The organism is Plantactinospora sp. CA-294935, assembly GCF_050936445.1.
Taxonomy (GTDB): Bacteria; Actinomycetota; Actinomycetes; order Mycobacteriales; family Micromonosporaceae; genus Plantactinospora.
Genome location: NZ_JBNJMU010000001.1, coordinates 1,915,670 through 1,940,168, shown reverse-complemented (window position 1 = coordinate 1,940,168; position 24,499 = coordinate 1,915,670). Strand labels below are relative to the sequence as shown.

The 24,499-nt window shown below is 72.5% G+C and carries 22 protein-coding genes; 11 read left to right on the top strand and 11 right to left on the bottom strand.

The annotated features are described in order from the left end of the window. Positions 1–22 precede the first annotated feature (22 nt). Positions 23–217: a hypothetical protein gene (locus ACQEVC_RS08740; RefSeq protein WP_318399774.1), complete on the top strand. Its 195-nt coding sequence runs from the start codon at positions 23–25 to the stop codon at positions 215–217. Positions 218–301: 84 nt separating this feature from the next. After that, the gene (locus tag ACQEVC_RS08735; RefSeq protein ID WP_432891182.1) at positions 302–853 is read left to right on the top strand and encodes a YbaK/EbsC family protein; all 552 of its coding nucleotides are present in this window, start codon (positions 302–304) and stop codon (positions 851–853) included. Here ACQEVC_RS08735 and ACQEVC_RS08730 read toward each other — a convergent pair. Beyond that, positions 782–1,144, bottom strand: a complete 363-nt coding sequence (locus ACQEVC_RS08730; protein WP_432874946.1) for a hypothetical protein — start codon at positions 1,142–1,144, stop codon at positions 782–784. The two genes, ACQEVC_RS08735 and ACQEVC_RS08730, sit on opposite strands and share 72 nt — an antisense overlap. 240 nt (positions 1,145–1,384) lie before the next feature. Continuing rightward, positions 1,385–2,053: a DUF6882 domain-containing protein gene (locus ACQEVC_RS08725; protein ID WP_432874943.1), complete on the bottom strand. Its 669-nt coding sequence runs from the start codon at positions 2,051–2,053 to the stop codon at positions 1,385–1,387. 670 nt (positions 2,054–2,723) lie between these two features. Between ACQEVC_RS08725 and ACQEVC_RS08720 the strand changes: the two genes are divergently transcribed. Beyond that, on the top strand, positions 2,724–3,806 hold the full coding sequence (locus ACQEVC_RS08720; protein WP_432874940.1) for a helix-turn-helix domain-containing protein: 1,083 nt from the start codon (positions 2,724–2,726) through the stop codon (positions 3,804–3,806). A 90-nt stretch (positions 3,807–3,896) separates the two neighbouring features. Here the strand turns inward: ACQEVC_RS08720 and ACQEVC_RS08715 are convergent, their stop codons facing one another. Together ACQEVC_RS08715 and ACQEVC_RS08710 are read right to left on the bottom strand one after the other, a co-directional pair. After that, entirely contained in the window at positions 3,897–4,328 is a 432-nt protein-coding gene (locus ACQEVC_RS08715; protein ID WP_318399766.1) for a SufE family protein, read from the bottom strand. A 22-nt stretch (positions 4,329–4,350) separates the two neighbouring features. Next, positions 4,351–4,776 (bottom strand): CBS domain-containing protein, encoded by a 426-nt coding sequence (locus ACQEVC_RS08710; RefSeq protein ID WP_432874936.1) that lies wholly within the window; start codon positions 4,774–4,776, stop codon positions 4,351–4,353. A 161-nt stretch (positions 4,777–4,937) separates the two neighbouring features. Here ACQEVC_RS08710 and ACQEVC_RS08705 point away from each other — a divergent pair, with 161 nt between their 5' ends. Next, a complete protein-coding gene (locus ACQEVC_RS08705) occupies positions 4,938–5,567 on the top strand; it encodes a dTDP-4-dehydrorhamnose 3,5-epimerase family protein (protein ID WP_318399762.1) in 630 nt (209 codons plus the stop codon). Between the two features lie 90 nt (positions 5,568–5,657). Here the strand turns inward: ACQEVC_RS08705 and ACQEVC_RS08700 are convergent, their stop codons facing one another. Further along, a complete protein-coding gene (locus ACQEVC_RS08700; RefSeq protein WP_432874933.1) occupies positions 5,658–6,884 on the bottom strand; it encodes an MFS transporter in 1,227 nt (408 codons plus the stop codon). Positions 6,885–7,006: 122 nt separating this feature from the next. Here ACQEVC_RS08700 and ACQEVC_RS08695 point away from each other — a divergent pair, with 122 nt between their 5' ends. After that, a complete protein-coding gene (locus tag ACQEVC_RS08695) occupies positions 7,007–7,951 on the top strand; it encodes a LysR family transcriptional regulator (protein ID WP_432874930.1) in 945 nt (314 codons plus the stop codon). Here ACQEVC_RS08695 and ACQEVC_RS08690 read toward each other — a convergent pair. Continuing rightward, positions 7,948–9,723: a proline--tRNA ligase gene (locus tag ACQEVC_RS08690; RefSeq protein WP_432874927.1), complete on the bottom strand. Its 1,776-nt coding sequence runs from the start codon at positions 9,721–9,723 to the stop codon at positions 7,948–7,950. The genes ACQEVC_RS08695 and ACQEVC_RS08690 overlap by 4 nt on opposite strands. Positions 9,724–9,947: 224 nt before the next feature. Here ACQEVC_RS08690 and ACQEVC_RS08685 point away from each other — a divergent pair, with 224 nt between their 5' ends. After that, on the top strand, positions 9,948–10,733 hold the full coding sequence (locus tag ACQEVC_RS08685; protein ID WP_432874924.1) for an SGNH/GDSL hydrolase family protein: 786 nt from the start codon (positions 9,948–9,950) through the stop codon (positions 10,731–10,733). A 168-nt stretch (positions 10,734–10,901) separates the two neighbouring features. Continuing rightward, positions 10,902–12,245 (top strand): hypothetical protein, encoded by a 1,344-nt coding sequence (locus tag ACQEVC_RS08680; protein WP_432874922.1) that lies wholly within the window; start codon positions 10,902–10,904, stop codon positions 12,243–12,245. A gap of 122 nt (positions 12,246–12,367) precedes the next feature. On the opposite strand, the gene ACQEVC_RS08675 is transcribed toward ACQEVC_RS08680, so the two are convergent. Beyond that, positions 12,368–12,979 carry a pentapeptide repeat-containing protein gene (locus tag ACQEVC_RS08675; RefSeq protein ID WP_432874919.1) on the bottom strand — a complete coding sequence of 204 codons (612 nt, stop codon included), beginning with the start codon at positions 12,977–12,979 and terminating at the stop codon, positions 12,368–12,370. A 63-nt stretch (positions 12,980–13,042) separates the two neighbouring features. On the opposite strand from ACQEVC_RS08675, the gene ACQEVC_RS08670 reads away from it, so the two are divergent. Further along, on the top strand, positions 13,043–13,951 hold the full coding sequence (locus tag ACQEVC_RS08670; RefSeq protein WP_432874916.1) for a sulfurtransferase: 909 nt from the start codon (positions 13,043–13,045) through the stop codon (positions 13,949–13,951). Here ACQEVC_RS08670 and ACQEVC_RS08665 read toward each other — a convergent pair. Beyond that, positions 13,948–15,102, bottom strand: coding sequence for a low temperature requirement protein A (locus ACQEVC_RS08665; protein WP_432874913.1), 1,155 nt, complete (start codon positions 15,100–15,102; stop codon positions 13,948–13,950). The two genes, ACQEVC_RS08670 and ACQEVC_RS08665, sit on opposite strands and share 4 nt — an antisense overlap. A 96-nt stretch (positions 15,103–15,198) precedes the next feature. Next, positions 15,199–16,560 carry a YncE family protein gene (locus tag ACQEVC_RS08660; protein ID WP_432874910.1) on the bottom strand — a complete coding sequence of 454 codons (1,362 nt, stop codon included), beginning with the start codon at positions 16,558–16,560 and terminating at the stop codon, positions 15,199–15,201. Between the two features lie 239 nt (positions 16,561–16,799). Here ACQEVC_RS08660 and ACQEVC_RS08655 point away from each other — a divergent pair, with 239 nt between their 5' ends. Further along, positions 16,800–16,991: a DUF397 domain-containing protein gene (locus ACQEVC_RS08655; RefSeq protein ID WP_432874907.1), complete on the top strand. Its 192-nt coding sequence runs from the start codon at positions 16,800–16,802 to the stop codon at positions 16,989–16,991. A 20-nt stretch (positions 16,992–17,011) separates the two neighbouring features. Here the strand turns inward: ACQEVC_RS08655 and ACQEVC_RS08650 are convergent, their stop codons facing one another. Together ACQEVC_RS08650 and ACQEVC_RS08645 are read right to left on the bottom strand one after the other, a co-directional pair. Then, the gene (locus tag ACQEVC_RS08650) at positions 17,012–17,581 is read right to left on the bottom strand and encodes an NUDIX hydrolase (RefSeq protein ID WP_432874904.1); all 570 of its coding nucleotides are present in this window, start codon (positions 17,579–17,581) and stop codon (positions 17,012–17,014) included. A 51-nt stretch (positions 17,582–17,632) separates the two neighbouring features. Continuing rightward, positions 17,633–18,985, bottom strand: coding sequence for an MFS transporter (locus ACQEVC_RS08645; protein ID WP_432874901.1), 1,353 nt, complete (start codon positions 18,983–18,985; stop codon positions 17,633–17,635). 423 nt (positions 18,986–19,408) lie between these two features. On the opposite strand from ACQEVC_RS08645, the gene ACQEVC_RS08640 reads away from it, so the two are divergent. Both ACQEVC_RS08640 and ACQEVC_RS08635 read left to right on the top strand, forming a co-directional pair. After that, the gene (locus tag ACQEVC_RS08640) at positions 19,409–21,202 is read left to right on the top strand and encodes an HSP90 family protein (protein ID WP_432891179.1); all 1,794 of its coding nucleotides are present in this window, start codon (positions 19,409–19,411) and stop codon (positions 21,200–21,202) included. Between the two features lie 2 nt (positions 21,203–21,204). Continuing rightward, positions 21,205–24,399, top strand: coding sequence for a hypothetical protein (locus ACQEVC_RS08635; RefSeq protein ID WP_432874899.1), 3,195 nt, complete (start codon positions 21,205–21,207; stop codon positions 24,397–24,399). The last annotated feature ends 100 nt before the right edge of the window (positions 24,400–24,499 follow it).

The following is a 24,499-nucleotide window of genomic DNA, read 5'->3' as shown; positions in this document are numbered from 1 at the left end:
TTCGGCGCCTAGGCTCGAACGCATGATCTACATGGCTCTGGCCGCGATGATGTACGTCTGCGGCTTCGTCTTCCTCTACGGCGTGGTCCGGTTCGCCGTCCGGCACGCCATCGAGGACGTCGAGCTGCAGCGGGAGCGCGCCGCCCAGGCACCCGAACGGGACCGGCTCCGGGAGCGCACCCTGGTGCCGGACAACGCCTTCCTCGCCGGTAGCTGATTGGCCGTCACCGCCGCCGGTCGATGCACCGGAACGCGGGCGGTGTGCCTGGCCGGGGCGGTCGGTGCGAGGATCACGGGCGTGATGGGAACCCTGAAGACGGAGCCGGCCCGAACCCGCCAGGATCTGCTCGCACCGCCGGTCATCGAGGCCCTGCACCGCTGGCCCGCCGACTCGGCGGTCGGCGGGGACGACATCCTGGTCGCACCGATCGACGCCACCCTGGCCGACACCGCCGCCTTCTGCACCGCGTACGACGTCGGGCTGGACGTGTCGGCGAACTGTGTGGTGGTGGCCGGCAAGCGGGAGGGGGCGGTCCGGTACGCCGCCTGCGTCGTACTGGCCACCACCCGGGCCGACGTGAACGGGGTGGTGCGCCGCCACCTCGACGTACGCAAGGCGAGCTTCGCCCCGATGGCCGAGGCTGTCGAGCTGACCGGGATGGAGTACGGCGGCATCACCCCGATCGGGCTGCCCGGCCAGTGGCCGATCCTGGTCGACTCGCGAGTGGTCGGTACGCCGTACGTGATCGTCGGGTCCGGCGTCCGACACAGCAAGATCGCGCTACCCGGCGCCGCCCTCGGGCTCCTGCCGAACGCCGAGGTCGTCGAGGGGCTCGCCCGGGAGGTCGGCTGACGGCTGCCCCGACCCGTCGGTCGGCTTCGGCCCGGCCGGCTCGGTCGGCTTCGCGGTGGCCGGCTTCGGCTCGGCCGGCTCGGTCGGCTTCGCGGTGGCCGGCTCGGCCGGCTCTGGGCCGGACGGGTTGGTCGAGCGGCCCGGCCAGCAGATGCGGCATCCGCAGAGGACGATCCGGACCTGGCCGGTGCCGGAGACCAGGCGTACCTGCCCCGGGCAGTGGTGGGGCGGCGCGGTCACCGGCGGGCGCAGGGCGAGCGCGCAGGGCAGGCACAGCGTCGTCTCGCTCATCCGACTTCCCTCCGCCCCCGTCGACCGGCTCGCCGCCGGTCACCCCCGCCGAGGGGGCAGCACAGGCTGTCGATGTCTACCACATCGACAACCGGATGTGCGGGTCCGAATCAGAGCTATTGCGTTGTCGGGTTGCTCCTGGTCACGGCGTCGATGAGGTCGTGTGGGCGATGGGCTGCGCGTCGGGTGGCTCGGGCGATGTCGGTTTCGCCGTTGCCGCGGTGGTAGCCGATCGAGCGACTACGCCACAGCCTTGACCGTGCCGGACATGTTGCTGACACGACCCTGGGCGTCGAAGTCGACGCGCAGGGTGGATCCGTCGGAGTGGTGCGCGGTCACCGACGTGGGCGCCTGGTCCAGGCGCCACGACTGCTGGTGCAGGAACGACTCCACGGCAATGCGGTGCTCCACCTGGAAGCCCTGAATGACCTGGCCCAGGACGGTCAGCGCGCGCTCCGGCCGGACAGCCGCGGTGATCTGCGGCGGGGCGTCGTCGAGGTGAAAGAAGACCGCGCCGCCGGAGTACGGGCCGCGGAAGTAACACCGGCCGGTCAGGCCGGAGGCCAGCAGGGCGAGGCGGTGACCGTCTGCGCGCCGAAGCGCGAACGTGGGCTCGGTGAGTTCGGCAATTCCCTGGCGGTGGCCGTACTCGCGCAGCCAGCCGCACAAACGCAGCACCGCCGGCGGGAGGTCGCTCGCCTCGTTGGCCCATGCCCACAGCCAGCTACCGTCGTCGTGGCTCTCAGTGCCGAGTAGCTGGATGTGGTACCGCAGGTCGTTCCCGAAGGTCACGGTGCCACTGGGCAGGTCGAGTTGCCAGTCACGCTCGCCGACCAGCTCGCTCAGCGCCATCTGGCGGGCGAGCCCGGTCGCGACATGCTCGGCGAAGAGTCGATCAAACGTCAGCATCGCTGCAGTGTGCCAGACCGCAAGGTGAGGCGTGCCTGCGCATGCGGTGCGGATTCCGGAACAGATACGCCAGCGTCTCACTCCGTTGTCGCCGCAGATTGGTGGAGATGCGAGTGGAACCGTCCGGAACAGGACCAGTAGTCGGTGTACTCGCCACCGCGCCAGCCCTCCGGCTGTGGCGTCGTCGGTTGTGGGGCGGTTGAGCTGGGTGTTCGGGCGGGGTCGGGTCCATGTAGGACGGATGCGACCCGTTGGTGATCATGAGGTTGCGAAGCCCGGTGATCCCGGGAACCCGCACGCCGAGTCGCCTCCTGGGCTGGCCGGGAAGGTGCGGCGGTCGCCGGCACGACCGCCGCACCCGGTGGGGCGCCTGCCCGCTTCCCAGGGGGAAGAGAGCGGGTACGCGCCCCGGTCCCGCGCGGACCGATCACGAGCCGACCTGGAGGCCGATGAGGTCGAGCCGTGTCATACCCGCGGGCCGTGGAACTCCCGTCCCGGCACCGATCCCGAGGTCATCCCAGGCTTACGTTCTGAGCCCGGAAGCGGTAGAACATTGACCGGTGCCACATCGAACTGAAGCGATCCACATCCCCACATTCCCGTAACCAGAGAACTACCGATAGTAGGCGCGGTTTTCAGGTGTTTTCCGGAGCGCACAGGCGGTAGACGGATGGATCACGTCGGCGCAAGGCTGAGGGTGGCGCGTACGGACGCCCAGGTCACTTTGACCCAGATGGCGGCCCGTACCAACTACAGCAAGAGTCATCTGTGCAACGTCGAGCTCGGCAAGCGACCGGCCACCCCGGACCTGGTCCTCGCCTACGAGCGGGTGTTGGGAGACAGTGTGAACCGCAGAGGTGCCCTCGCGCTCGCCGCGACCGTCGTCGTCTCCTCCGCCGTGGCCGAGCTGGTCCAGCACGGATTCGCCGCCGCCATCGGGCCACGTCGGGACATCGACGAGTGGGTCGCCCGGGCCGAGGCGTACGGGCAGGACTACATGTCGCTCGGCGCCGCCGAGTTGCAGGCCCGGCTCGCCGCCGACCTGGTGGTGCTGCAACAGGAACTGGACAGTCCACACCTGTGGGGAGTGGCCGCCCGGTTGATGACGGTGCACGGCAAGACCCTGCCCGGCAACGACGGTGGCCGGGGCGCGATCCGGTCGTACGAGATGGCCGCCGTCGCGGCGGACCGCTCCGGCGACCTGGAGACCCGGGTCTGGGTACGCGGTCGGGCCGCCCTGGCGCTGGCGTACGAGGGGGCGCACCTGCCGGTCGCCGCCCGCCTCGCCGAGCAGGCCGTCGCGCTCTCCGACCGGCCGACCCTGGGCCGGTTGAACGCGCTGACCGCACAGGCGCACGTCGCGGCCTGCCGGGGCGACGCTGCCACCGGCCTGGCCAGGCTGGACGACGCCCGCCGGGTCTTCGACACGGCCGGCAGCTCGGAGCAGATCTCCGACTTCGCGGTGCCGCGGTGGCGGTTCCACACCTTCGAGTCGATGCTGCTGTCCCGGCTCGGCCATCCCGGAGCGGTGGCCGCGCAGGACGCGGCGGACCGCACCCGCCCGGACAGCCTGCCCCGGTTCGCCACCCACATCGAGCTGCACCGGGGGCTGATGATGGCCTCCGCCGGAGACGCGGCCGGCGGTCTCGGCCACGCCCGGCGGGCGCTCGACCGGTTGCCGCCGGAGCGGCACAGCCTGTCGTTGCGGCTGATGCTGGCCGAGGTGGAACGGGTGGCCGGAGCGGCGCACTGACGAACCCCCCTCCGGCGGCTATGGAGCGACGCCTGTCGATACTGTTGCACGTGAAACGTTGCCACACCTCGGGGTTCGGTCCGGTGCGGGTCAGTCGAGCTGTTCCCGGACCTGCCGCTTGAGCCGGGCCAGGATGGCGTTGCCGCCGCGTACCCGCAGCGGGCTGATCGCCTGGGCCAGCCCCATCCGCTGGTAGAGATCGTCCGGCACGGCCAGCACCTCGTCGGCGCTCGCCCCGGCCAGCCCTTCGGCCAGGATCCCGGCGAAGGCCCGGGTGGTGGGCGCCTCCGGCGGGCAGTCGAACCAGGTCGTCACCGTCCGGTCGGCGGCCACCTCGGCCCGCAGGAAGAACGCGGTCTGGCATTCCGGGACCTGCTCCATCCCGGCGTGGCCGGTCAGCTCCGTCGGCAGCGGCGGCACCGCGTCGGAGTACTCCAGCAGCATCTCGAGGACCACGTCCCGGGGAGCGGCGGCGAACTCCGCCACGATCTCGGCGAGCTTCGGTGGCATCGACTGCGGCATGGACCCAGGCTACCGAGGTGCCTCAGGGGCGCGGACCGGCCTCGCTGATCTCGCTCAGCGCCGGCGACGGGTCCAGGCGTACCGCCAGGTCGCCCAGGGAGACGATGCCGACCAGTTGCCGGTCGTTGTCGCAGACCAGGATCCGGCGTACCGCGCGATCCCGCATCAGGGCGGCGGCCTCGGCGGCGGTGGAGTTCTGTTCGATCATCACGATGTCTCGGGCGGTCACCGAGCCGATCGTGGTCTGCCGGGCATCCCTGCCCTCGGCGACGGCCCGGACCACGATGTCGCGGTCGGTCACCATGCCGAACAGGTTCGGCCCGTCCGTCACCACCACGTCGCCGATGTCGGCGTCCCGCATGGCCCGGGCGGCCTCGTCCAGAGTGGTGGCCGCGGGTAGATAGACGATCCCCCTGGTCATGACGTCGCGGACTCTGACCTCAGTCACGGTGTGCCTCCGAACCCCCGGTTTCCCGATACCACCTGCTACCCCCTGCCCGGCACGCTAACACCGTGTCGGGTTTCCGATCGGCCACTCCGGCCGTTGGACGGTATGGTGCGGTTGGTCCCGATAAGCCGGAGAGAACCGAGCGACTCTGTGAGGTGCGAGTGAAGGCCACCGAGCTCTCCATCCCCGGCGCCTGGGAGTTCCTCCCGCAGCAGTTCTCCGACGACCGGGGCCGGCTCGTCGTCTGGTACGACGCGGCGGTCTTCGCCGACGCGCTCGGCTTCGAGCTGGCCGTGGCGCAGGCCAACCAGAGTGTCTCCCGGCGGGGCGTGATCCGGGGTGTGCACTGGGCCGACGTGCCGGTCGGCCAGGCGAAGTACGTCTACTGCCCGCGCGGCGCGGTACTCGACATGGTGGTCGACCTGCGGGTCGGTTCGCCGACCTTCGGCCGGCACGAGGTGACCCGGCTGGACACCATCGACAACCGTGCCGTCTATCTGCCCGAGGGGGTCGGTCACGCCTTCGTGGCGCTGGAGGAGGAGAGCATCGTCAGCTACCTCTGCTCCGCCCGGTACGCCCCGGCGCGGGAGCGGATCGTGCACGTCCGGGACCCGGAATTGGCGCTGCCCTGGCCGGCCGACCTCGACGCGATCCTCTCCGAACGCGACGCCGACGCACCTGGCCTCGCCGAGTTGCGCGCCGCGGACCTGCTGCCCCGGTACGCCGAGTGCCAGCGGCTCTACCAGGCACAGCGGTCCCGCCGGGCCAGCCGGCCGACGGACCAGGTGTAGGAGGCCGGGACGTTGCCGGCACGGCGTGCAGCGGGCGGTTCGCCGTCATGGGCGCCGTCAGGTCGGTGGTGGTGTGCAGATTCGACATGTTCAGCGCGTCGCGGGTTCAGGGTCGGAGAGGTGTGTCCGTCTCGGCAGCAAGAGCGGGGTGGCGAGCAGGAGAACGCCGGAGATGGTGATCGCGGCGAGCGGGCTGGTGAGGGTGGCGAGGATGCCCCAGATCACCGTGAGGGTGGCCTGCCCGAGTTTGCTGCTGACACTCCATGCGCTGAGTACCCGGGCGACATGATTCGCGGGAGTCCGTTGCAGGCGTTCCGTGGCGTAGATCGGGTTGAAGATGCCCATGCAGGTGATCAGCAGGCTCTCGACGATGATCACGGTGAGGAGTCCGGCGATGCCGGGCTGGAGGAACGCGAGACCGAACGGGAATAGCGATCGCAGCCAGCCGGAGACGGTCATGACCAGGTGCCGGCCGTAACGCTGCACGAGGCGTGCGGAGAGGCGGGCGCCGACGAAGCCGCCGAGTGCCGGGATGCCGAAGGCAAGGCCGTACTGCCAGGCCGGGAAGTGGTATTCGCCCAACAGGAGGACGGCCAGGAGCGGGACGGTGGCCATGATCAGGCCGCTGACCAGGATCGAGTTGAGGAACAGGCACCGTAGTGCGCGGTCGTGCAGGATGAACCGCCAGCCACCAAGGAGGTCGTCCCCGCGCTGCCGGATGGCCCCGTCGCGGGGTGCCGCGACGTCGCCGCCGCGGATGCGGAGGATCCCGAGCGCGGCCAGCAGGTAGCTGACGGCGTCGGCCGTGACAGTGATGACCGGGCCGAGCAGCCCGATGAGCGCGCCACCGAGCGGCGGTCCGGCTGCGGTCGCCACCCAGTTCGTGCCCTCGAATCTTCCGTTCGCGGTCAGCAGGTGATCACTGCGGACGAGCAATTTCAGGTACGCGCCGGAGGCGGCGGTGAAGGCGATGCTCGCGGCTCCGGAGATGACCGAGACGACCAGCAGTTGGCCGTAGGACAGCAGGCCCAGGAGGTAGGCGACCGGAACACTCGCCATCGCGAGGAACCGAGCCAGGTTCATCGCGATCATCACCGGACGCTTGGACCGGTGCTCGACCCACGGCCCGAGCGGGATGGCGATGATTGCCGCGACGGCAAGCCCGGCCGCCTCCAGGAGCGAAACCGCGAATGCCGACGAGTGCAGCACTCGAACCGCGATGAGCGGGAACGCTCCGAAGGCGATCCAGGTGCCGTACGTGCTGACGGCGTAGGCCGACCACAGCCAGCCGAAACCGGGCCCCAGTTTCACGCGCACCTGACTCCTCCGCGACAACCGGTGTTTGGGTCCGGTGATCACATCGGCTGTCCGGGGGCAGGATCAAACAACCGCCTTTCGGCGAGCCACAACGATCAGTTGGGCATGCATAGGCTGGACCGGTGGACACCGAGGCAGTGCGATCGTTCGTCCGGGCGGCCGAGCTGGGACAGTTGCAGCAGGCGGCCGACGAGCTGGGCGTGACGCAGCAGGCGGTCTCGAAGCGGGTCGCCACCCTGGAGCGCGAGCTGGAGGTCCGCCTGTTCACCCGTACCGCCCGAGGGGTCGAACTGACGCTCGACGGCCAGGCATTCCTGCCACACGCCCGGAATATCGTCGCGGGTGCCGATCGCGCCGTCACCGCGGTAAGGCCGGGCTCGCGGGCCCAACGGATCGACGTTCTAGGGCTGCGAAGCGCGCAGGCGGTCGTCCTGCACGACTATTGGCGGTCGCATCCCGAAACCGACCTCGACGTGGTGACCCTCAGGGTCGACGACCCGCACGTGGCGGCCGCCGCCGTCCAGGCAGGCGAGATCGACGCCTCGTTCCGCACCGTCACCGATCCGGCCACGCTGCCGCGCGACGTGCAAATGACCCACGTCTTCGACTCCGCACTGGAACTCCTCGTCGGCCCCAGGCATCCGCTCGCCTCCGCACGAACAGTGACACCACCCCAACTGCGCGAGCATCGGATCTGGGTGCCGGGCATCGTGCCCCGGAGCGAATGGGCGGAGTTCTACGATCAGCTCGGCAGCGCCTTCGACCTCCGCATCGACGCGGCAGGCCCGAACTTCGGCAACGAGGTACTCCTCGACGCCCTCGCGGACTCCGCCGACCTGGCCACCCTCGTCGGCGCGCGCGACCGGTACATCTGGCCGGTGAACCACGACCTACGCCGCATCCCGATCGTGAACCCGATGCTCGTCTACCCGCTCTTCCTCATGTTCCCCAGAACGAGTCCGCACCCGGGACTTCGGGCGATCATCAACCACTTCGCAAGCCTGGCACCGCTCCCCGAGGCGGCCTGGCTCCCGCCCTGGGCAATGACAGGGCGAGACGGCCACTAGCTCGCCGGGGAGCCGTCCGATCCGGGACGGGCCGGCTCGGTCAGCCGCGCCAGCAGCTCCGCCGCCGACAGTTCGGTGCGGTCTCCGGTGGCGCGGTCGCGCAGTTCGACGTACCCGTCGGCCCAGCGCCGGCCGACCACGACGGCGCGCGGGATTCCGATCAGCTCGGCGTCGGCGAACTTGACCCCGGCCGAGACGTGCGTCCGGTCGTCGACCAGCACCCGCAGGCCGCGCCCGGCGAGTTGCCCGGCCAACTCCAGCGCCGCCTCCACCTGTGGCCCCTTACCGGCCGCCACCAGGTGTACGTCGCACGGCGCCACCGCCGCCGGCCAGACCAGCCCCCGGTCGTCGTGGTGCTGTTCGGCGATCGCCGCCACCGCCCGGGACACCCCGATGCCGTAGCAGCCCATGGTCAACCGGACCGGCTTGCCGTCCTGGCCCAGCACGTCGACCCGGAACGCGTCGGTGTAGCGCCGGCCGAGCTGGAAGACGTGCCCGATCTCGACGCCCCGGCGGATCGTCAGCACCCCCGGGCGGCAGGCCGGACACCGGTCGCCGGCCCGGACCTCGGCCGCCTCGATCGTCCCGTCCGGGGTGAAGTCCCGTCCGCAGACCACGTCGGTGGCGTGCCGCCCCGGCTCGTTGGCGCCGGTCAGCCAGGCGGTGCCGGGCGCCACCCGGGGATCGACCAGACAGCGGATGCCGAGCTTGGCCAGCAGTTGCGGGCCGAGGTAGCCCCGGACCAGCTCCGGCCGGTCGGCGAAGCCGTCGAACATCGACACGGTGGCCGGGCTCAGCACCGCGGCGAGCCGCTTGAGATCGACCTCGCGGTCCCCCGGTACGCCGATGACCAGCAGTTCCGGGTCGTCCGAGCCGGGCCGGCGCAGCTCGACGACGACGTTCTTCAGGGTGTCGGCGGCCGTCCAGTCGGTCCGGCCGCCGAGTTGCCGGGCGTTGGCGAGCGCGACCAGGGACTCGATGGTCGGCGTCTCCGGGGTGTCGTACACCTGCGCCGGAGGGTGGGCGTGCACGTCGCCGGCCGGTGCCGGCGGGGTGGTCACCGCCTCGGTGTTGGCCGCGTAGTCGCAGGCGGTACAGCCGACGAAGGTGTCCTCGCCGACCGGGGTGGCGGCGAGGAACTCCTCGGAGGCGGAGCCGCCCATCGCGCCGGAGGTCGCCGCCACGATCGTGTACGCCAACCCGAGCCGGTCGAAGATCCGCTGGTACGCCGCCCGGTGCCGGTCGTACGCCGCCGCCAGCCCCGCCCGGTCCAGGTCGAACGAGTACGAGTCCTTCATCAGGAACTCCCGCCCGCGCAGCAGCCCGGCCCGGGGCCGCGCCTCGTCGCGGTACTTGGTCTGCACCTGGAAGATCGAGACCGGGAAGTCCCGGTAGGACGTGAAGGTGTCCCGGACCAGCAGGGTGGCCATCTCCTCGTGGGTGGGGCCGAGCAGGTACTCCGCGCCCCGGCGGTCCTTCAGGGTGAAGATGTCGTCGCCGTACTCGGTCCACCGGCCGGTCGTCTCGTACGGCTCCCGGGGCAGCAGGGCCGGAAAGAGCACCTCCTGGCCGCCGATCGCGACCATCTCCTCCCGGACCACCTGGGTGACCCGGTCCAGCACCAGCCGGCCGAGCGGCAGCCAGGTGTAGCCGCCCGGGGCGGCGCGACGGACGTAACCGGCCCGGACCAGCAGCCGATGGCTCGGCACCTCCGCGTCGGCTGGGTCCTCGCGCAGCGTACGCAGAAACAGCGTGGACATCCGCAGCAACATCCGGGCAGCCTAGACCCGGCACCGGAGCGGAGCAGCCGAATTGTCGGGTCGGTCGGCCGGGTGTCGCATCGACGAGCGGCACGCGGTCGGGCCTGCGGTCCCGATCACCTTCGGTCGCCGGGCGTGTCCCGGCCGGGGGGCCGGCTGACAGACTGGCCCCCGGCCGGTGGGAGTCCGCCCCCGGCGGGTGGTGGGACTGGGGAGTAGTGCAGGGGAGGCGCGACGTGCGCTGGCGCAACTTCGTGGCGGTGGGTGACAGCTTCACCGAGGGACTGGACGACGCGTACCCGGACGGGAGTTTCCGGGGCTGGGCCGACCTGGTGGCCGCAACGCTGGCCGCCGAGGCGGGGCCGGATTTCGGGTACGCCAACCTGGCCATCCGGGGGCGGCTCTTCGGCAACGTCGTGGCCGAGCAGGTGCCGGCCGCCCTGGCGATGCGTCCCGACCTGGTCAGCTTCGCGGCCGGCGGTAACGACGTACTGCGCCGCAACTTCGAGCCGGATGCCCTGGTGGAGCGCTTCGACCAGGTGGTCGCCGAGTTCCGGGCGACCGGGGCTGACGTGCTGCTGTTCCGGTTCGCCGACGTGATGGCCCGGCTGCCCGGCCAGCGGCTCGTCGCCCCCCGGGTGGCGCTGCTCAACCGGGCCGTCGGCGAGACGGCGCAGCGGCACGGGGCGAAGCTGGTGGACCTCTTCGCCGACGACGTCTTCCTCAACCCGGTGCTCTGGAGCCCCGACCGGCTGCACCTGTCGGCCGCCGGCCATCGCCGGGTCGCCGCCCGGGTGCTGGCCGCGCTCGACGTCGTACCGGACGAGGGTTGGCTGGTGGTGCCGCCCCGACCTGCCCCGACGCCGTGGCTGGCGGCCCGGGGTGCGGACCTGCGCTGGGTGGGGCAGCACTTCGCACCCTGGATCAGGCGCCGGCTCACCGGCCGGTCGTCCGGCGACACGATCACCGCCAAGCGCCCGGCGCTGGAGCCGTACGCTCAGCGCCAGCCCTCCGTGGACTGACCTCCGGCACCCCTTCAAGACCTTCTCGGGCCGCTCTGTCCACTACCGACGGGTCGATCCGGCTGCGCCCACCTTTGACAAAGGGTTACCGTCCGGCTGCCATCCGTCGATATGATCATGCTCCCTCCCCAAACCCACGGGGGACGATTTCGTGGAGGTGGACGGCGCATGCGTCTCGCGCCCAGCACGGTCCATTACCGACACCGCAGTGTCCGGCGGCTCGCCGTCGTGACCGCGGCGATCTCCGCCGGTGTGCTCGCGGCCACCGGGCAACCCGCCCTGGCCGCCGCCGAGGACAACACCCCGCCGGACGTGCCGACCAACCTGTACCTCTATCCCGACCTGCCCTGTGCCACGGCCGAGCCGTACCCGGTGCTCGGAACCGGCGACCTGTACCTGTTCGCGACCTCCACCGACCCGGACCACTCCACCGGCGACCTGGCGGTGGTCTGGACGACGTTCGCGTTGTGGCCGGTCGACGACCCGGCGAGCCGCACCGAGACGGAACTCGGCGGGTACTACAGCGGAACCCAGACCTGGACGACCATGCCCGGGACGGCGCTCCAACACGGCCGGACGTACGCCTGGGCGGCCCGGGCCCGGGACGAGGCGGGCGTGACCAGCGCGTGGAGCCAGACCTGCTACTTCGCCCGGGACAGCGAGGCCCCGGCCCAGCCGCCGACGGTCTCCTCGGCCGACTACCCGGACGACGACGGCTGGTACGGCGGGATCGGCATCCCCGGTGAGTTCACCTTCGACGCCAACGGTGACGCGGATGTCGTCGGGTTCGGCTACGGGCTGAAGAGCGCCCTCCCGCAGTACGTACCGGCCGACGGGCCGGGCGGGCGGGCCACGGTCACCATCACCCCGGTGGACGACGGCCCGAACTGGATCACGGTGTACGGCATGGACGAGGCCGGGAACCGGTCCCCGGCGACGAGCTACTACTTTCGGGTCAACAACACCGCTCCGGTCATCGAAGGCCGGCTGACCGAGCCGGGTGTGGCCACCCCGATCACCTTCCGTCCCGGCATGCCGGACGTGGTCGAGTACCGCTACCACCTCGACGGGGAGCCCGAGCAGACGGTCGCCGCCGGACCGGACGGGACTGCCACCGTCAGCCTCACCGACAACCGGGGCGGTCAGCGCACCCTGACGGTCACCAGCCGGACAGCCGCCGGACTGGAGGCCACCGCGACCCGGAGTTTCCTGGTCCGGACCGAGCCTTTCGTCTCCTCGCCGGACTACCCCGCCGGCGCGGCGTCGGGTGGGGTCGGCGTCCCCGGAGTCTTCACGTTCACTCCCCGGCTGCCCGGCGTGGTGCGGTACCGCTACACGTTTCTCGGCCAGCCGCAGCGGGTGGTGGACGCCGACGGCACGGGCGGGGCGTCGGTGACCTGGACGCCGACCAAGGCGGGCCAGACCCTGCTCAGCGTGCGGGGGATCTACCCTGACGGCAGCGCGACGGCGGGCACCTCGTACCAGTTCCAGGTGGCCGTGACGCCGAGCTGAGCGAGCTTGCACCGGCCCGCCGTAGCACTTCCGCGACGGCGGGCCGGTCCCGTTCCCGCCACCGACCCTTCGGCGCCGGGCCGGTGCGCGTCTGCCGTACCGGCGCGGGCTGGGCCCGGCCCTCAGCCGACCTGGAAGCCGAGCGCCTGGGCGAGCACGATCGTCTGACCGGGGTCGACGATGGCACCGGAGCGTTCGACGGTGGTCGGGTCGAGCGTGCTGAGATCGCTGCCGCGTAGGTCGGCCCGGACGAACCGGGCGCCGCGCAGTTGCGCACCGGAGAGGTCGACGGTGGTCAGGATGGCGTCGGTGCAGTTCGCACCGGTCAGGTCGGCCTCGCGCATCCGTACCCCCTGGATCGTGACGCCGCGCAGGTCGGCACCGGAGAGGCTGACGAACGACCAGTCTCCGCCGAGCACCGTGAGCGGCCGGACCGCCGAGTCGGCGAACGTGCTGCCGACCAGCTTGCAGCCGGCGAACTCGGCCTCGAAGAAGTTGCACCGGGTGAAGGTGCAGCGCAGGTACGCCGAGTCGGTGTGCCGGGAGGCGTTGAACCGTACGTTGCCGAAGACGCAGTTGGTGAAGCTGACCCGTTCCAGGGTCGCCTCGGTCAGGTCGACGTCGAAGAACTCGCAGTCGACGTACTCGTGTTCGACGAACTCGTCGCCGTACCAGTCGTCGCGTCGGAAGGTCCGACCCTCGTGTCGTACGCCTGTCCGGGCCGGCTCCGTCATGTGACGACGCTAACCGAGGAGAGCCGGCCTCCTCCAGCAGGCGCCCGGCGTACCGTGGAGATCATGCCGATCCCGAGCGATCCCGCCCCGAGCCTTCAGGGCTACGCCGACCCGCAGCGCCTGGTCACCACGGAGTGGCTGGCCGAACACCTGGGCCAGCAGGGCCTGATGGTGATCGAGTCGGACGAGGACGTGCTGCTCTACGAGACCGGGCACATCCCCGGCGCGGTCAAGGTCGACTGGCACCTGGAACTGAACGACCAGGTGACCCGGGACTACCTGGACGCCGAGGCGTTCGCCCGGCTCTGCGCGGCCAAGGGGATCGGCCGGGACGACACGATCGTCTTCTACGGCGACAACTTCAACTGGTGGGCGGCGTACGCGCTCTGGGTCTTCACGCTCTTCGGGCACCCCGACGTACGGCTGCTCGACGGCGGCCGGCAGAAGTGGGTCGCCGAGGGGCGGGAGCTGACCCGGGAGAAGACCGCGCGGCCGCCGGCCGACTATCCGACGCCGCAGCGGGACGACGCGCCGGTCCGGGCGTACCGGGACCAGGTGCTGGCGCACATTGCGGCGGCCCGGCCGCTGGTCGACGTCCGCTCCCCGAAGGAGTACACCGGGGAGCTGACCCACATGCCGGAGTACCCGCAGGAGGGCGCGCTACGCGGCGGCCACATCCCGGGCGCGCTGAGCAAGCCGTGGAAGTCGGCGGCGAACGACGACGGCACCTTCAAGGGCCCCGACGAGCTGCGGGCGATCTACGCCGACCAGCTCGGGTTGTCACCGGACGACGACGTGATCGCGTACTGCCGGATCGGCGAGCGGTCCAGCCACACCTGGTTCGTGCTGCGGCACCTGCTCGGCTACCCCCGGGTGCGCAACTACGACGGCTCGTGGACCGAGTGGGGCAACCTGGTCCGGGCACCCGTGGTCAAGGGCGACCAGCCGGGCGGCCTCACCCCGCAGTCCTAGACCGCTCCAACCCCTTCGGTGCTCGTCCTGTTCCGGTGTCCGGTCAGGGCGAGCATCGCGACGATCACCGCGATCACCGCGACCAGTTGCAGCCAGGCACTCACGACGGTGCCGAGCGGCACGGTGCCGAGTACGACGCCGGCGCCCACCCAGCGGCTCCACCAGAGTGGGACGTGCAGGGACTGCCGGGCCACGGCGATTCCGGCCAGATAGAGGGCCACCCCGCCGGCCAGGGCCAGGGCCGCGTGCACCGACGCCGGTTCGCCGGGGTGCGCCACCACGGAGTGGATCCCGGCGGCCGCGACGACGATGCCGAGCAGCAGCGGGATGTGCGTGAAGCCGATCCGGAGCGCCAACCGGGCCCGCGGCCCGTGCTCGGCCCGCTCCAGCGCCGCCTCCGCCGTCCCGGTGTCGGTGAAGTACGTCCACCAGAGCGCGCAGGGCAGGGCCAGCGCCGCGACCGTCACGGCGACGGTGCCCGCGGTGAGGTGTGCGACGTCCACGCTGACGCCGATCGCCACCACCGACTCGCCGAGCGCGACGATCAGCAGCAGGCCGTGCCGCTCCACGAAGTGCCGCGCGGCGATGTGGAACGAGGCGATGACGCTGACCCAGGAGAGCCGGGGTACCAGGTAGGGGACGACCGACTGGAACGCGAAGGCCGCCAGCCACAGCTCGTACCGGGCCGCTCCGTCGGCGAGCCCGCCGAGGACGACCAGCAGGGCGGAACCGATGTTGTAGACCGCCAACCAGAGCAGGGCGACGCCGATCCCCGCCTGGGTGAAGAGCAGCAGGTGGACGCAGATCACCACCAGGTATCCCACGCCGAAGACCAGGCCGGTGCGGCCGAACGCCTCCGGCACCCCGACCGCGGCGACGAGGAAGCCCGCCATCCCGGCGAACAGCAGTAGCTTCTGGACCGGCCGGCGGGGCGGCACGCTGTTGGGTAGCCAGACGTAGCCGGTGACCATCCACCACATGATCCCGAAGAGCAGCAGTACCCGGCCGAGGCTGGGCAGGGAGAGGTCCGCCTCCAGGATCCGGGTGAGCTGGGTCAGGGTGAAGACGAAGACCAGGTCGAAGAAGATCTCCACGGGGTTCACCCGGTCGGCCGGCCGGCGGGCCCCGCCGCGCCAGGCAAGACGACTCACAATCAGACAGCGTAGGGCCGCCGCCCGCACCGCGTCCGGCGGTCGGCCCGGGGCGACCACGGCCGGCCGTCGGCCCGGGGCGGGTACGGCCGGCGGTCAGCCCGGGGCGACCACCTGACGCAGGGCCACCAACCCGGGTACGTCGATACGTTGCCGTACCGCCCCGGTGCCGGCGTCGACCCGGAGTACGGCGTCGGGCTGGCCGACGTACAGCCGGGAGCCGTCGGGTGGGCCGGCGAGACCGCGTACCTCGGCAGGGGTGGACCAGCGCGGCGCCGGGTCCCCGCCCGTGTTGGCCGCCATCCCGACCACCTCGCGGCCGGCCCCGACCAGCAGGGTCCCGGCACCGTCGAAGCTCGCGGCGGCGGGTGCGGCGCTACCCGGCCCGGCGGTGCCGGCCAGCGCGTCGAACCGGACAGTGTCCATCACGGTCAACCCTGCCGGGTCGATCGTGGCGAGCGCGCCGGTACCGGTGTCCGCCACGTAGAGCCGGCTGCCGTCCCGGCTCAGCGCGATCGTGTGCCCGGTCGCCGCACGCTCGCCGAACGGTGCCGGCAGGTCGACGCAGAACGCCCAGCGTTCGGTGAGGTCGAGGGTGTGCACGAAGGCGTGCACGTGCGGGGCGTCGTCGCGCGCTCCGGCGCCGTGCGGGTCCCTGGCAGCGGCGATCCGGTCCCGGGTGTGCACGTGGTCCGGCTGGTGGGTGTAGAGCGTGAAGAGCCGGTTGCGTTGCCGGTCGTACACCGCCTGCCGCCCCTCGCCGCGCATCTCCTCCTCGGCACCCTCCGGCACCACCGCCTTGACCCGGGTCAGCAGCGGCTCCACCCGCCCGGACGCGATGTCGACGACCCGGACCCGGTAGCGGTCCGGTGCGGTCGGCGGCAGGTAGTCGAGGACGAAGAGCGCCTGGCGGGACGCGTCGAACGCCTCCGGTTCGAGGTTGCCGGGCAGTTCCAGCCGACGGCGCTGGCCGGCGCCGTCGGCGACCACGATCGTGGTCCGCTCCCGTGGCCCCGGCCGGTAGGGCGAGTGCCCCGGCCCGGCGTCGTCGGCAAGCGCCACCAGGTCGCCCTCCGCCGAGGTGGTGCGGACGGCGAGTGCGCCGGTCAGGGTACCGGCGCTGACCGCCGCACCGTCCGGCAGCCGGTGACTGGTCACCCGGGTACCCCCGTCCGGGCGCTCGACCCGGACCAGCCGGCGGCCGTCGCCGCTGACCACCGCCGGGGCGGGCTGGACCAGCATCCGCCCGGTCGCCGCGTCGACCACCGCCAGCTTGCCGTCGGCCAACTCCACCACGAGCGCCTCACCCGGAGCCAGCTTGCGGCGGGCGGCCGCCTCGTCGGCCCGGCCTCCGGACCGGAACTGGCAGCCGGCGCTGGCCGCGACCGCACCGATCCCGGCGGTACCGGCCAGCAGCGCGCCGGTCAGCCGCAACACGTCACGCCTCGTCGTCGTCATGCCGGGTAGAGCCCTGACATCCCCCGCCGGTTCCACCGCCACCGGTGCGGCCACGCCCGAAGGGTTGCAAGATTCTTGGCGAACTGTGGTTAGCGGCGCGCCACAATTCGCCAAGAATCTTGGTGGTCCCGCTCGTCGTCAGCGTGGGCGGGAGCGGGGGAGCCAGTGGACGATCCGGGCGGCGAGTTCGCGCTGCCGCACCACCAGTCCACCAAGCTGATATCAGAAGTGGCGGAGCGATGGAGCTGACGGCAGCAGCAGTCTGGCGCAGGAGCAGTCGCAGCAATGGCGCCAATGGCGCGTACGTGGAGGTGGCGGACAACCTGCCGGGGGTGGTCGGGGTGCGGGACAGCAAGGATCCGACGGGTCCTGCGCTGCTCTTCAGCGCATCCGCGTGGCGTTCGTTCGTCGGGCAGGTCCGGGCGCGCTGACTGCCAGCGCCGTACCCGCCTCAGCAGCGCATCTGCTGGAGCTTCGAGCAGAAGCGGGTGAAGTGCGGATCGAAGCGGGTCGGGTCGACGTCGCGTACCTCTGCCGGCGACCACCAGCGGGCCGACCGGAACTCGCCACTGTCCAGTGTGAGCGGTCGCGTCCGGTCCAGCCGGAGCAGGAACCACAGGCTCACGTCGGTGTGCCCGGCGTCGATCCCGACGGTACGGGTCACGGTGACGAACACCGGCTCCTCCCCGACGAGACCGCCCTCGACCGGTACGCCCAACTCCTCGTACGCCTCCCGGCGAGCCGTCTCGGCGGGGTGCTCGTCCGGGTCGACGTGCCCGCCCGGCGGTAGCCACAAGCCGGCGTTGACGTGGTCGACCAGCAGCACAGCACCGTCGGCCGGATCGACCGGCACCACGTACGACACCAGGTGCCGGGGCGGGGTTGCCGGCTTCAGCCGCCGGAACACGTCGTCGGTGCTCCGCAACCAGTGCAGTGTCTCCGACCGGTGGCCCGCCTCCACCTCGTCGCAGGGCACGATCCCCGCCACCACACCCCGCACCACTCCCACCGACGTCCGCACCCGTGCATCATGTCAGGACGTAGTGTTCGGCCGGCTACAGCGAGCCGAACGCTACGCGCTGACGATGGCCCGTTCGCGGGGTCGGAGGGAGTGCCAGGAAGCCATCGTGACCAGGGCGAAGATTCCGGTGGCGGCGTACGGCACCGAGGGCAGGCCGGCGGTGGCGCCGAGCACTCCGGCACCGATCGCACCGACCGGGGCGGCAAGCAGGCCGACCGTACGCTGGGCGCTGCCGACCCGGCCGAGTAGTTCGGCGGGGACGTTCCGCTGCCCGTACGCCGACCAGAGCGCGTTCCAGATCGCGGTGCCGGCGGAGAAGGCGGTGAGTGCGACGGCACCCGGCACCGGATGCCGGGCCACCGCCAGGGTGGCGACCGCCAGCGTCTCGGCGACCAGTACCCAACGCAGCCCTGGCAGGACGCCGAGCCGAGCGGCGACCCGCCCCGCGCAGAGTCCACCGGCCAGCGCGCCGAGCACCGCCGCCGACATGAACAGGCCGTAGCCGGCGGCGGGCACCGCCAGCACCTCCAACGCGTAGAGCACGATGATCGCGATCAGGCCGCTGGTGGCCAGGTTGGTGACCATCGTCAGTGCGGTGATCCGGCGCAGCGTGGCGTCCTGCCAGATCCACCGCAGCCCGTCCCCGGCCGCCCGCCGGACAGCACCTGGACCGGCGGGGCGCCGCAGGTCACCGACGCCTGGCTGTCGAGCCGACGGCGACGTGGCGGTGGATACGGCGACGACCTGACGTGCCGGCCCGACCGGTGGCGGCCCGCCCGGGGCTGTCGGGAGCGAGGTCGGTCGCAGGGTCAGGGCCAGCAGGGCGGCGACCGCGAACGTCAGCGCGTCGACGGCGAACGGCAGGGCCGCCGAGACGGCGAAGAGCACCCCGGCCAGCGGTGCGCCGACGAATCCACCGGCGACGGCGGTACCCGCCTGGAGCCGGCCGTTGGCCACCGCCAGCCGCTCGGCGGGCACGATCCCGGGCAGTACGGCGAACGCGGCGGCGTCGAAGAGTACGCCGAGGCTGGCGAGCAGGAAGGCACAGCCGACGAGCGCGACGATTCCGACCTCGCCGGTTATGACCAGCAGAGCGAAGCCGGCGACCAGGACGGCACGCACCCCGTCCACTGTGGCCATGGTCCGGCGCCGGTCCCGACGGTCGGCGTAGACGCCACCGAGCAGGCCGAACAGCAGCGGCGGGAGCTGCCCGGCGACCACCACGGCCGCGATGGCGCGCGGATCCCGGGTCACCGACGCGGCGAGCAGTGCCAGAGCCGGGGTACGCAGCGCGTCGCCGAGCCGGGACACCACCGCCGCCGTCCACAGTGCTCGGAAGCCGCCAGCTCGGACAGCGCCGACGAAGTGCCCAGCCGCCTTCCTCACCGCCGCCGTGTCGGGCATCGGGGGTGACCGCCTTCCGTCGACCTGCCGGAACCGCGCCCGTGACCGCCGTACGTCCGTGACCGCCGTACGTCCGTGACCGCCGTACGTCCGTGACCGCCGTACGTCCGTGACCGCCGTACGTCCGTGACCGCCGTACGTCCGTGACCGCCGTACGTCCGTGACCGCCGTACGTCCGTGACCGCCGTACGTCCGTGACCGCCGTACGTCCGTGACCGCCGTACGTCCGTGACCGCCGTACGTCCGTGACCGGCTCCGCAACCTGCCCTCCTGACCGGGCCGAGCCTGCGGTCTCGATCGGGTCGAGTGTCAAGCCACCCGCCCGCCGTTTGCGGGGAAAGTCGGCGGAAAAGCAGGACGCGACGTGTCACCTCGGGCCGGTACCGTGAGCGCCGTCACCGGACAGGAGTGAGTGAAGCGATCGTGGACCGGACCTTCCAGGTCGACCTCCGTGGCGTGGTCGACCTGCTCAGTCACCATCTCTACGGAAGTCCTCGGGTCTACGTCCGGGAGCTGTTGCAGAACGCGGTGGACGCGATCACCGCTCGGCGGGCCACCGACCCCGGCGCCCCGGCCGTGATCCGGATCGAGCCGCCGGAGCTGACCGGCGACGGCACGCTGCGGGTGTACGACACCGGCATCGGCCTGACCGAGTCGCAGGTGCACGAGCTGCTCGCCACCATCGGCCGCAGCTCGAAGCGGGACGAGCTGGGCTTCGCCCGCCACGAGTTCCTCGGCCAGTTCGGCATCGGCCTGCTCTCCTGCTTCCTGGTCGCCGACGAGGTCCGGGTCCGCACCCGGCACGGCGACGAGCCCACCGTGCTCTGGACCGGTTACGCCGACGGCCGCTACCGGGTCGAGCCGGCTGCCGCCGACGCGCAGCGCGCCGAGCCGGGCACCACCGTCACGCTGGTCCCACGCCGCGACGCCGAGCAGTGGCTGACCCGGCCGACCGTGACCGAGCTGGCCCGGCTGTTCGGGTCGCTGCTGCCGGTCCGGGTGCTGGTCGGCGACGTCGAGACCACCACCGGGCCGCCGCCGTGGTCGGCCTCCGCCGGCACCTCGCCGTCCGCCCGCCGGGACAACCTCGTCGGGTACGCCCGCGAGGTACTCGGCTTCACCCCGTTCGACGTCGTACCGCTGTCGGTGCCGGAGGCGGGGCTGACCGGTGCGGCTTTCGTGCTGCCCACCGCGGTCAACCCGGCGGCCCGGGCCGGTCACCGGGTCTATCTGAAGCGGATGCTGCTCACCGAGGGCGCCGAGGGGCTGCTGCCGGACTGGGCGTTCTTCGCCCGCTGCGTGGTCGACTCCACCGAGCTGCGCCCGACCGCCAGCCGCGAGGCGCTCTACGAGGACAGCCTGCTGGAGGCGACCCGGGAGGCGCTCGGCGACCAGCTCCGGGGCTGGCTGGTCCGGCTGGCCGGTGGTGCGCCGCGCCGGCTCGCCGAGTTCCTCCAGGTGCACCACCTCGGGGTGAAGGCGCTGGCCCTGCACGACGACGAGATGCTGCGGCTGGTCGAGCGCTGGTGGCCGATGGAAACCAACACCGGGCAGACCACCTTGGCGGAGTTCCGCGAGCGGCACGGCCTCATCCGCTACGCGGCCAGCATCGACGAGTTCCGCCAGCTCGCCGGGGTGGCGGCGGCGCAGGACCTGGCGGTGGTCAACGCCGGTTACACGTACGACACCGAGATCATCGAGCGGTTGCCGACGGTGGACCGGTCGGTGCTGGTCGAACGGCTGGAGCCGAACGACCTGACCACCCGCTTCGACGCCCTCGACCCGGCGGCGGAACTGGCGCTGCGGCCGTTCGTCGTTGCCGCGCAGCGTGCCCTGGACCGGCTCGGTGTCGAGGTGGTGCTCCGCTCGTACGCCCCGGCGTCGCTGCCGGCGCTCTATCTGGTGAGCCGGTCGGCGGCCTTCGAGGAGCAACTCCGGTCGACCCGGGAGCGGGCCGACGAGACCTGGGCCGGGGTACTCGACGCGCTCGCCGCCTCCGGACCGGCCGAGCGCCCGCAGTTGGTGCTCAATCACCGCAACCCGCTGGTCCGCCGGGTCAGCGCGCTCGGCGATCCGGCGCTGGTCGGGCTCGCCGTCGAAGCCCTGTACGGCCAGGCGCTGCTGCTCGGCTACCACCCGATCCGCCCCGCCGACGCCGCCCTGCTGAACAGCTCGTTCCTCGGCCTGCTCGGCCGGGCCGTACCAGGACAGGAGTGACGATGGGCCGGGACACCGACGACCTCTGGCGGACGATCGACCGGGTCGGCGAGATGCCGTACGGCAGCGGTCAGGTCGCCGCCGCCGAACAGCTCCTCCGGCAGGTGGACGCCACCGGTGACGAGCAGCTCGCCTTCGCGGCCCGGATGCTGGCCACCGCCGCCTACTACTACGGCGGCGAGCCGGCCAAGTCGTTCGTCACCTTCTCCTGGTGCCTGGCCGAGTTCGACCGCAACCCGAGGCCCCACCACCAGCGGCACCTGCACACCCTGCTCTGGTACTTCAAGCACATGGTCAGCGGCCTGCTCGAGTTTCCCGAGGTGCCGCTGGACCGCACCATGGCGGTACTCGACGACATGGAACGGCGCTACCGCGACGGCGGCCACAGCCTCCAGATGGTCTACAAATACCGGCACCAGGTGGCGGTGCACGTCGGCGCGGCGGCGGAGGCCGCGCAGTGGTACCGCCGGTGGACCACCGCGCCCCGGGACGACCTCTCCGACTGTGCCGGCTGCGACCCGACGGACCAGATCGAATACCTCGCCTCGCTCGGCCGGCACGAGGAGGCGGTGGCAATGGCCGAGCCGGTGCTGGCGGGCCGGCTGGGCTGTGTCGAGCAGCCGCAGTGCGTACTCACCGCGCTGATGCTGCCGTACCTGCACACCGGCCGGCGGGAGCAGGCGCGGGACGCGCACCTGCGGGCGTACCGCCGGCACCGGACGAACATCGCGAACATGTCGCTGGTCGGTGAGCATCTGACCTTCTGCGCGCTGACCGGCAACGAGGCGCGCGGGCTGGAGCTGCTGGAACGGCATCTGGGCTGGCTGGACGAGGCACCCTCGCCGGCCGACGCGATGGCCTTCGCCGCCAGCGGGGCGCTGCTGCTGCACCGGCTGGCCGCCGACGGCCACGGGGAGCTGCCGGTGCAGCGCCGTGGCCACCTGGACCGCCCGGCGGCCGAGGTGCCGGTGACGGTGCTCGCCGCCGAGCTGACCGGGACGGCCCGTGACCTGGCCGCCCGGTTCGACGCCCGGAACGGCACCGGGGCGCAGTCGGCGATCGTCGCCGAACTGCTCGGCGGGCAGCCGGTCGGCGAGTACCTGCCGCTGTCGCCGACCGCCCGCCGCCGCCCGGCCCCCGCCAGCGCGTCCCCCATCGCCGCGCCTGCCCCGGCCCGCCGGCCCGCCGGCAGTTCCGCCGGCAGCACCTCCACCGCCGAGGGCGGCGGCGCGTCGACCGGCAGCTCGACCGCTGAGGGCGGCGGCGCGTCGACCGGCCCGGCCGGTGAGGGCGGTGGCGCGTCGACCGGCCCGGCCGGTGCCGTGTCCGGCGACGACGGCACCGGTGGGATCGGCAACACCACGGCGGCTCCGGCCGGATCGGCCAGGTCGGCTCCGGCCGCCGAGCCCGGTGAAGCCTCCGCAGGGTCGGCCCGTCCAGCCGTCCGGCTCGACGTACCGCCGGACGCCGGCCCGGAGCAGTTGCTCGACCTGGCCGAGGCGGCCTGGCGTACCGAGCGCGACGACGACCTCTTCGCGGTACTGGCGGTCTTCGACGAACGGTTCGCCGGGCAGTCGCAGGCGCAGGGGCAGTCGGTCGCCGCCCGTCGGGCCGAGTTCCGGGCGGTCGAGCGGCAGGTGGCCGGCGACGTGGCGGGAGCGGTGGCGGCGAACCGGGAGGCGCTGGCGCTGCACCGGCAGGTGCCGGATCCGCTCCGCGCCCAGGTGGTGGCCGGCCGGCTGGGCGTACTGCTGGTGATGTCTGGTGAGCCGGACGAGGGGATGCCGCTGGTCCAGGAGTCCGCCGACTACCTGATGGCGCACGGTGACGCCTGGCATCGGGCCGCCGCGCAGGACCGGTTGGCGATCGCCTCCGCCGAGCGGGGTCGGGGTGCCGAGGCGCTGGCGGCGGTGGACCGGGCGTCGACCGAGGCGGCCGGTTCCGACGACCGCTATCTGGTGGCACGGATCGCGCTGACCAGGGTCCGGGTCCTGGAGTTGCTGGACCGGGGTGCCGAGGTCGGCGAGGCGGCGCTGCGGGCCCGGGACCTCTACGACGAACTCGGCCTGCCCGAACACCGGGCGGTCGCCAGCCTCGGCTACGCCAACTCGCTCGACGACCCGGAGCAGGCGGTCTCGGCGTTCGACGAGGCGGTGCGGCTCGCCACCGGCAGGCTGGCGCTGCCGGCCCGGACCGGGCGGGCCCGGGCGCTGGTCGCCGCCGGCCGACCGGGCGAGGCGGTCGACGACCTGGTGGAGGCGGTCGCGCTCTGCGTCGAGCGCGGCATCGTGGACGGCGCCGCCTACCTGCGCTGGGAGCTGGCCGACGCCTACCGGCGGGCCGACCGGGCGGTGGAGGCGGCCGAGGCGGCGGAGGAGGCGGTCGGCGAGCTGGACCGGCTCGGCCGGCAGGCCGACGCGGACCAGTGCCGGCACCTGCTCGCCACCGTCTACCGGTCGCTCGGCGAGGACGGCCCCGCCCTGGCGCTGCTGGACGAACTCGCCGACAACCTCGACGGCCCGGACAACCTGCCCGCCCGGGCCGGGGTGCTGGAGGAGGCCGGCGAGCTGCTCTACGCCCAGGACCGGGACAATCTCGCCGCGCAGCGGTTCGGTGCCGCCGCGACCGCGTTCCAGCTCGCCGGGCTGCCCCTCGACGAGTTGCGGGTACGGCGTCGGGAGGTGGCCGCCCAGCACTGGGCCGGCGACCCGGCGGCGGCGCTGGCCGCGCTGGAGGTGGCCGACCGGGTGGCGGCGGCCCTGCCGGGCGGTCCCGCGCACTCGGCACCGGCGGGCTCAGGATCCGGTACGTCGGATTCCGACGACGCCGAGGTCGAGCCGGCGGTGCACTGGGAGCGGGCGATGCTGGCCGACGTCGCGGCCCGGGCGCTGCTCGGCGCGGACCGGCCCGACGAGGCGCTGGCCCGGCTGGACGGCGCCGCCGACACGCTGCGGTCGATCCAGGCCTTCGGCGAGGCGCTCCTGCTGGACCTGCTGACCGGGGAGGTGTTGCTCCGGCTGGACCGGCCGGCCGAGGCCGAACCGCTGCTCCGGACCACCCTGAACAGCCTGCCCGCGCACTCCGAGCCGGTACGCCGGACGGCCTGGCTGCTCACCGTCGCGCTCGCCGCGCTCGGCCGTACGGCGGAGGCCGACGCCCTGCGTGCCAGCTACGACCTCGACCCCGACGGCGAGTAGCCGGCTCGATCCCGCCCGCCGGATCGGGCACCGGCCCGGGCGCGGGTCGGACGGAGGCGTCCGCCCAGTGGCGGCCGACACTCGACAGAGAGCCAGCGAT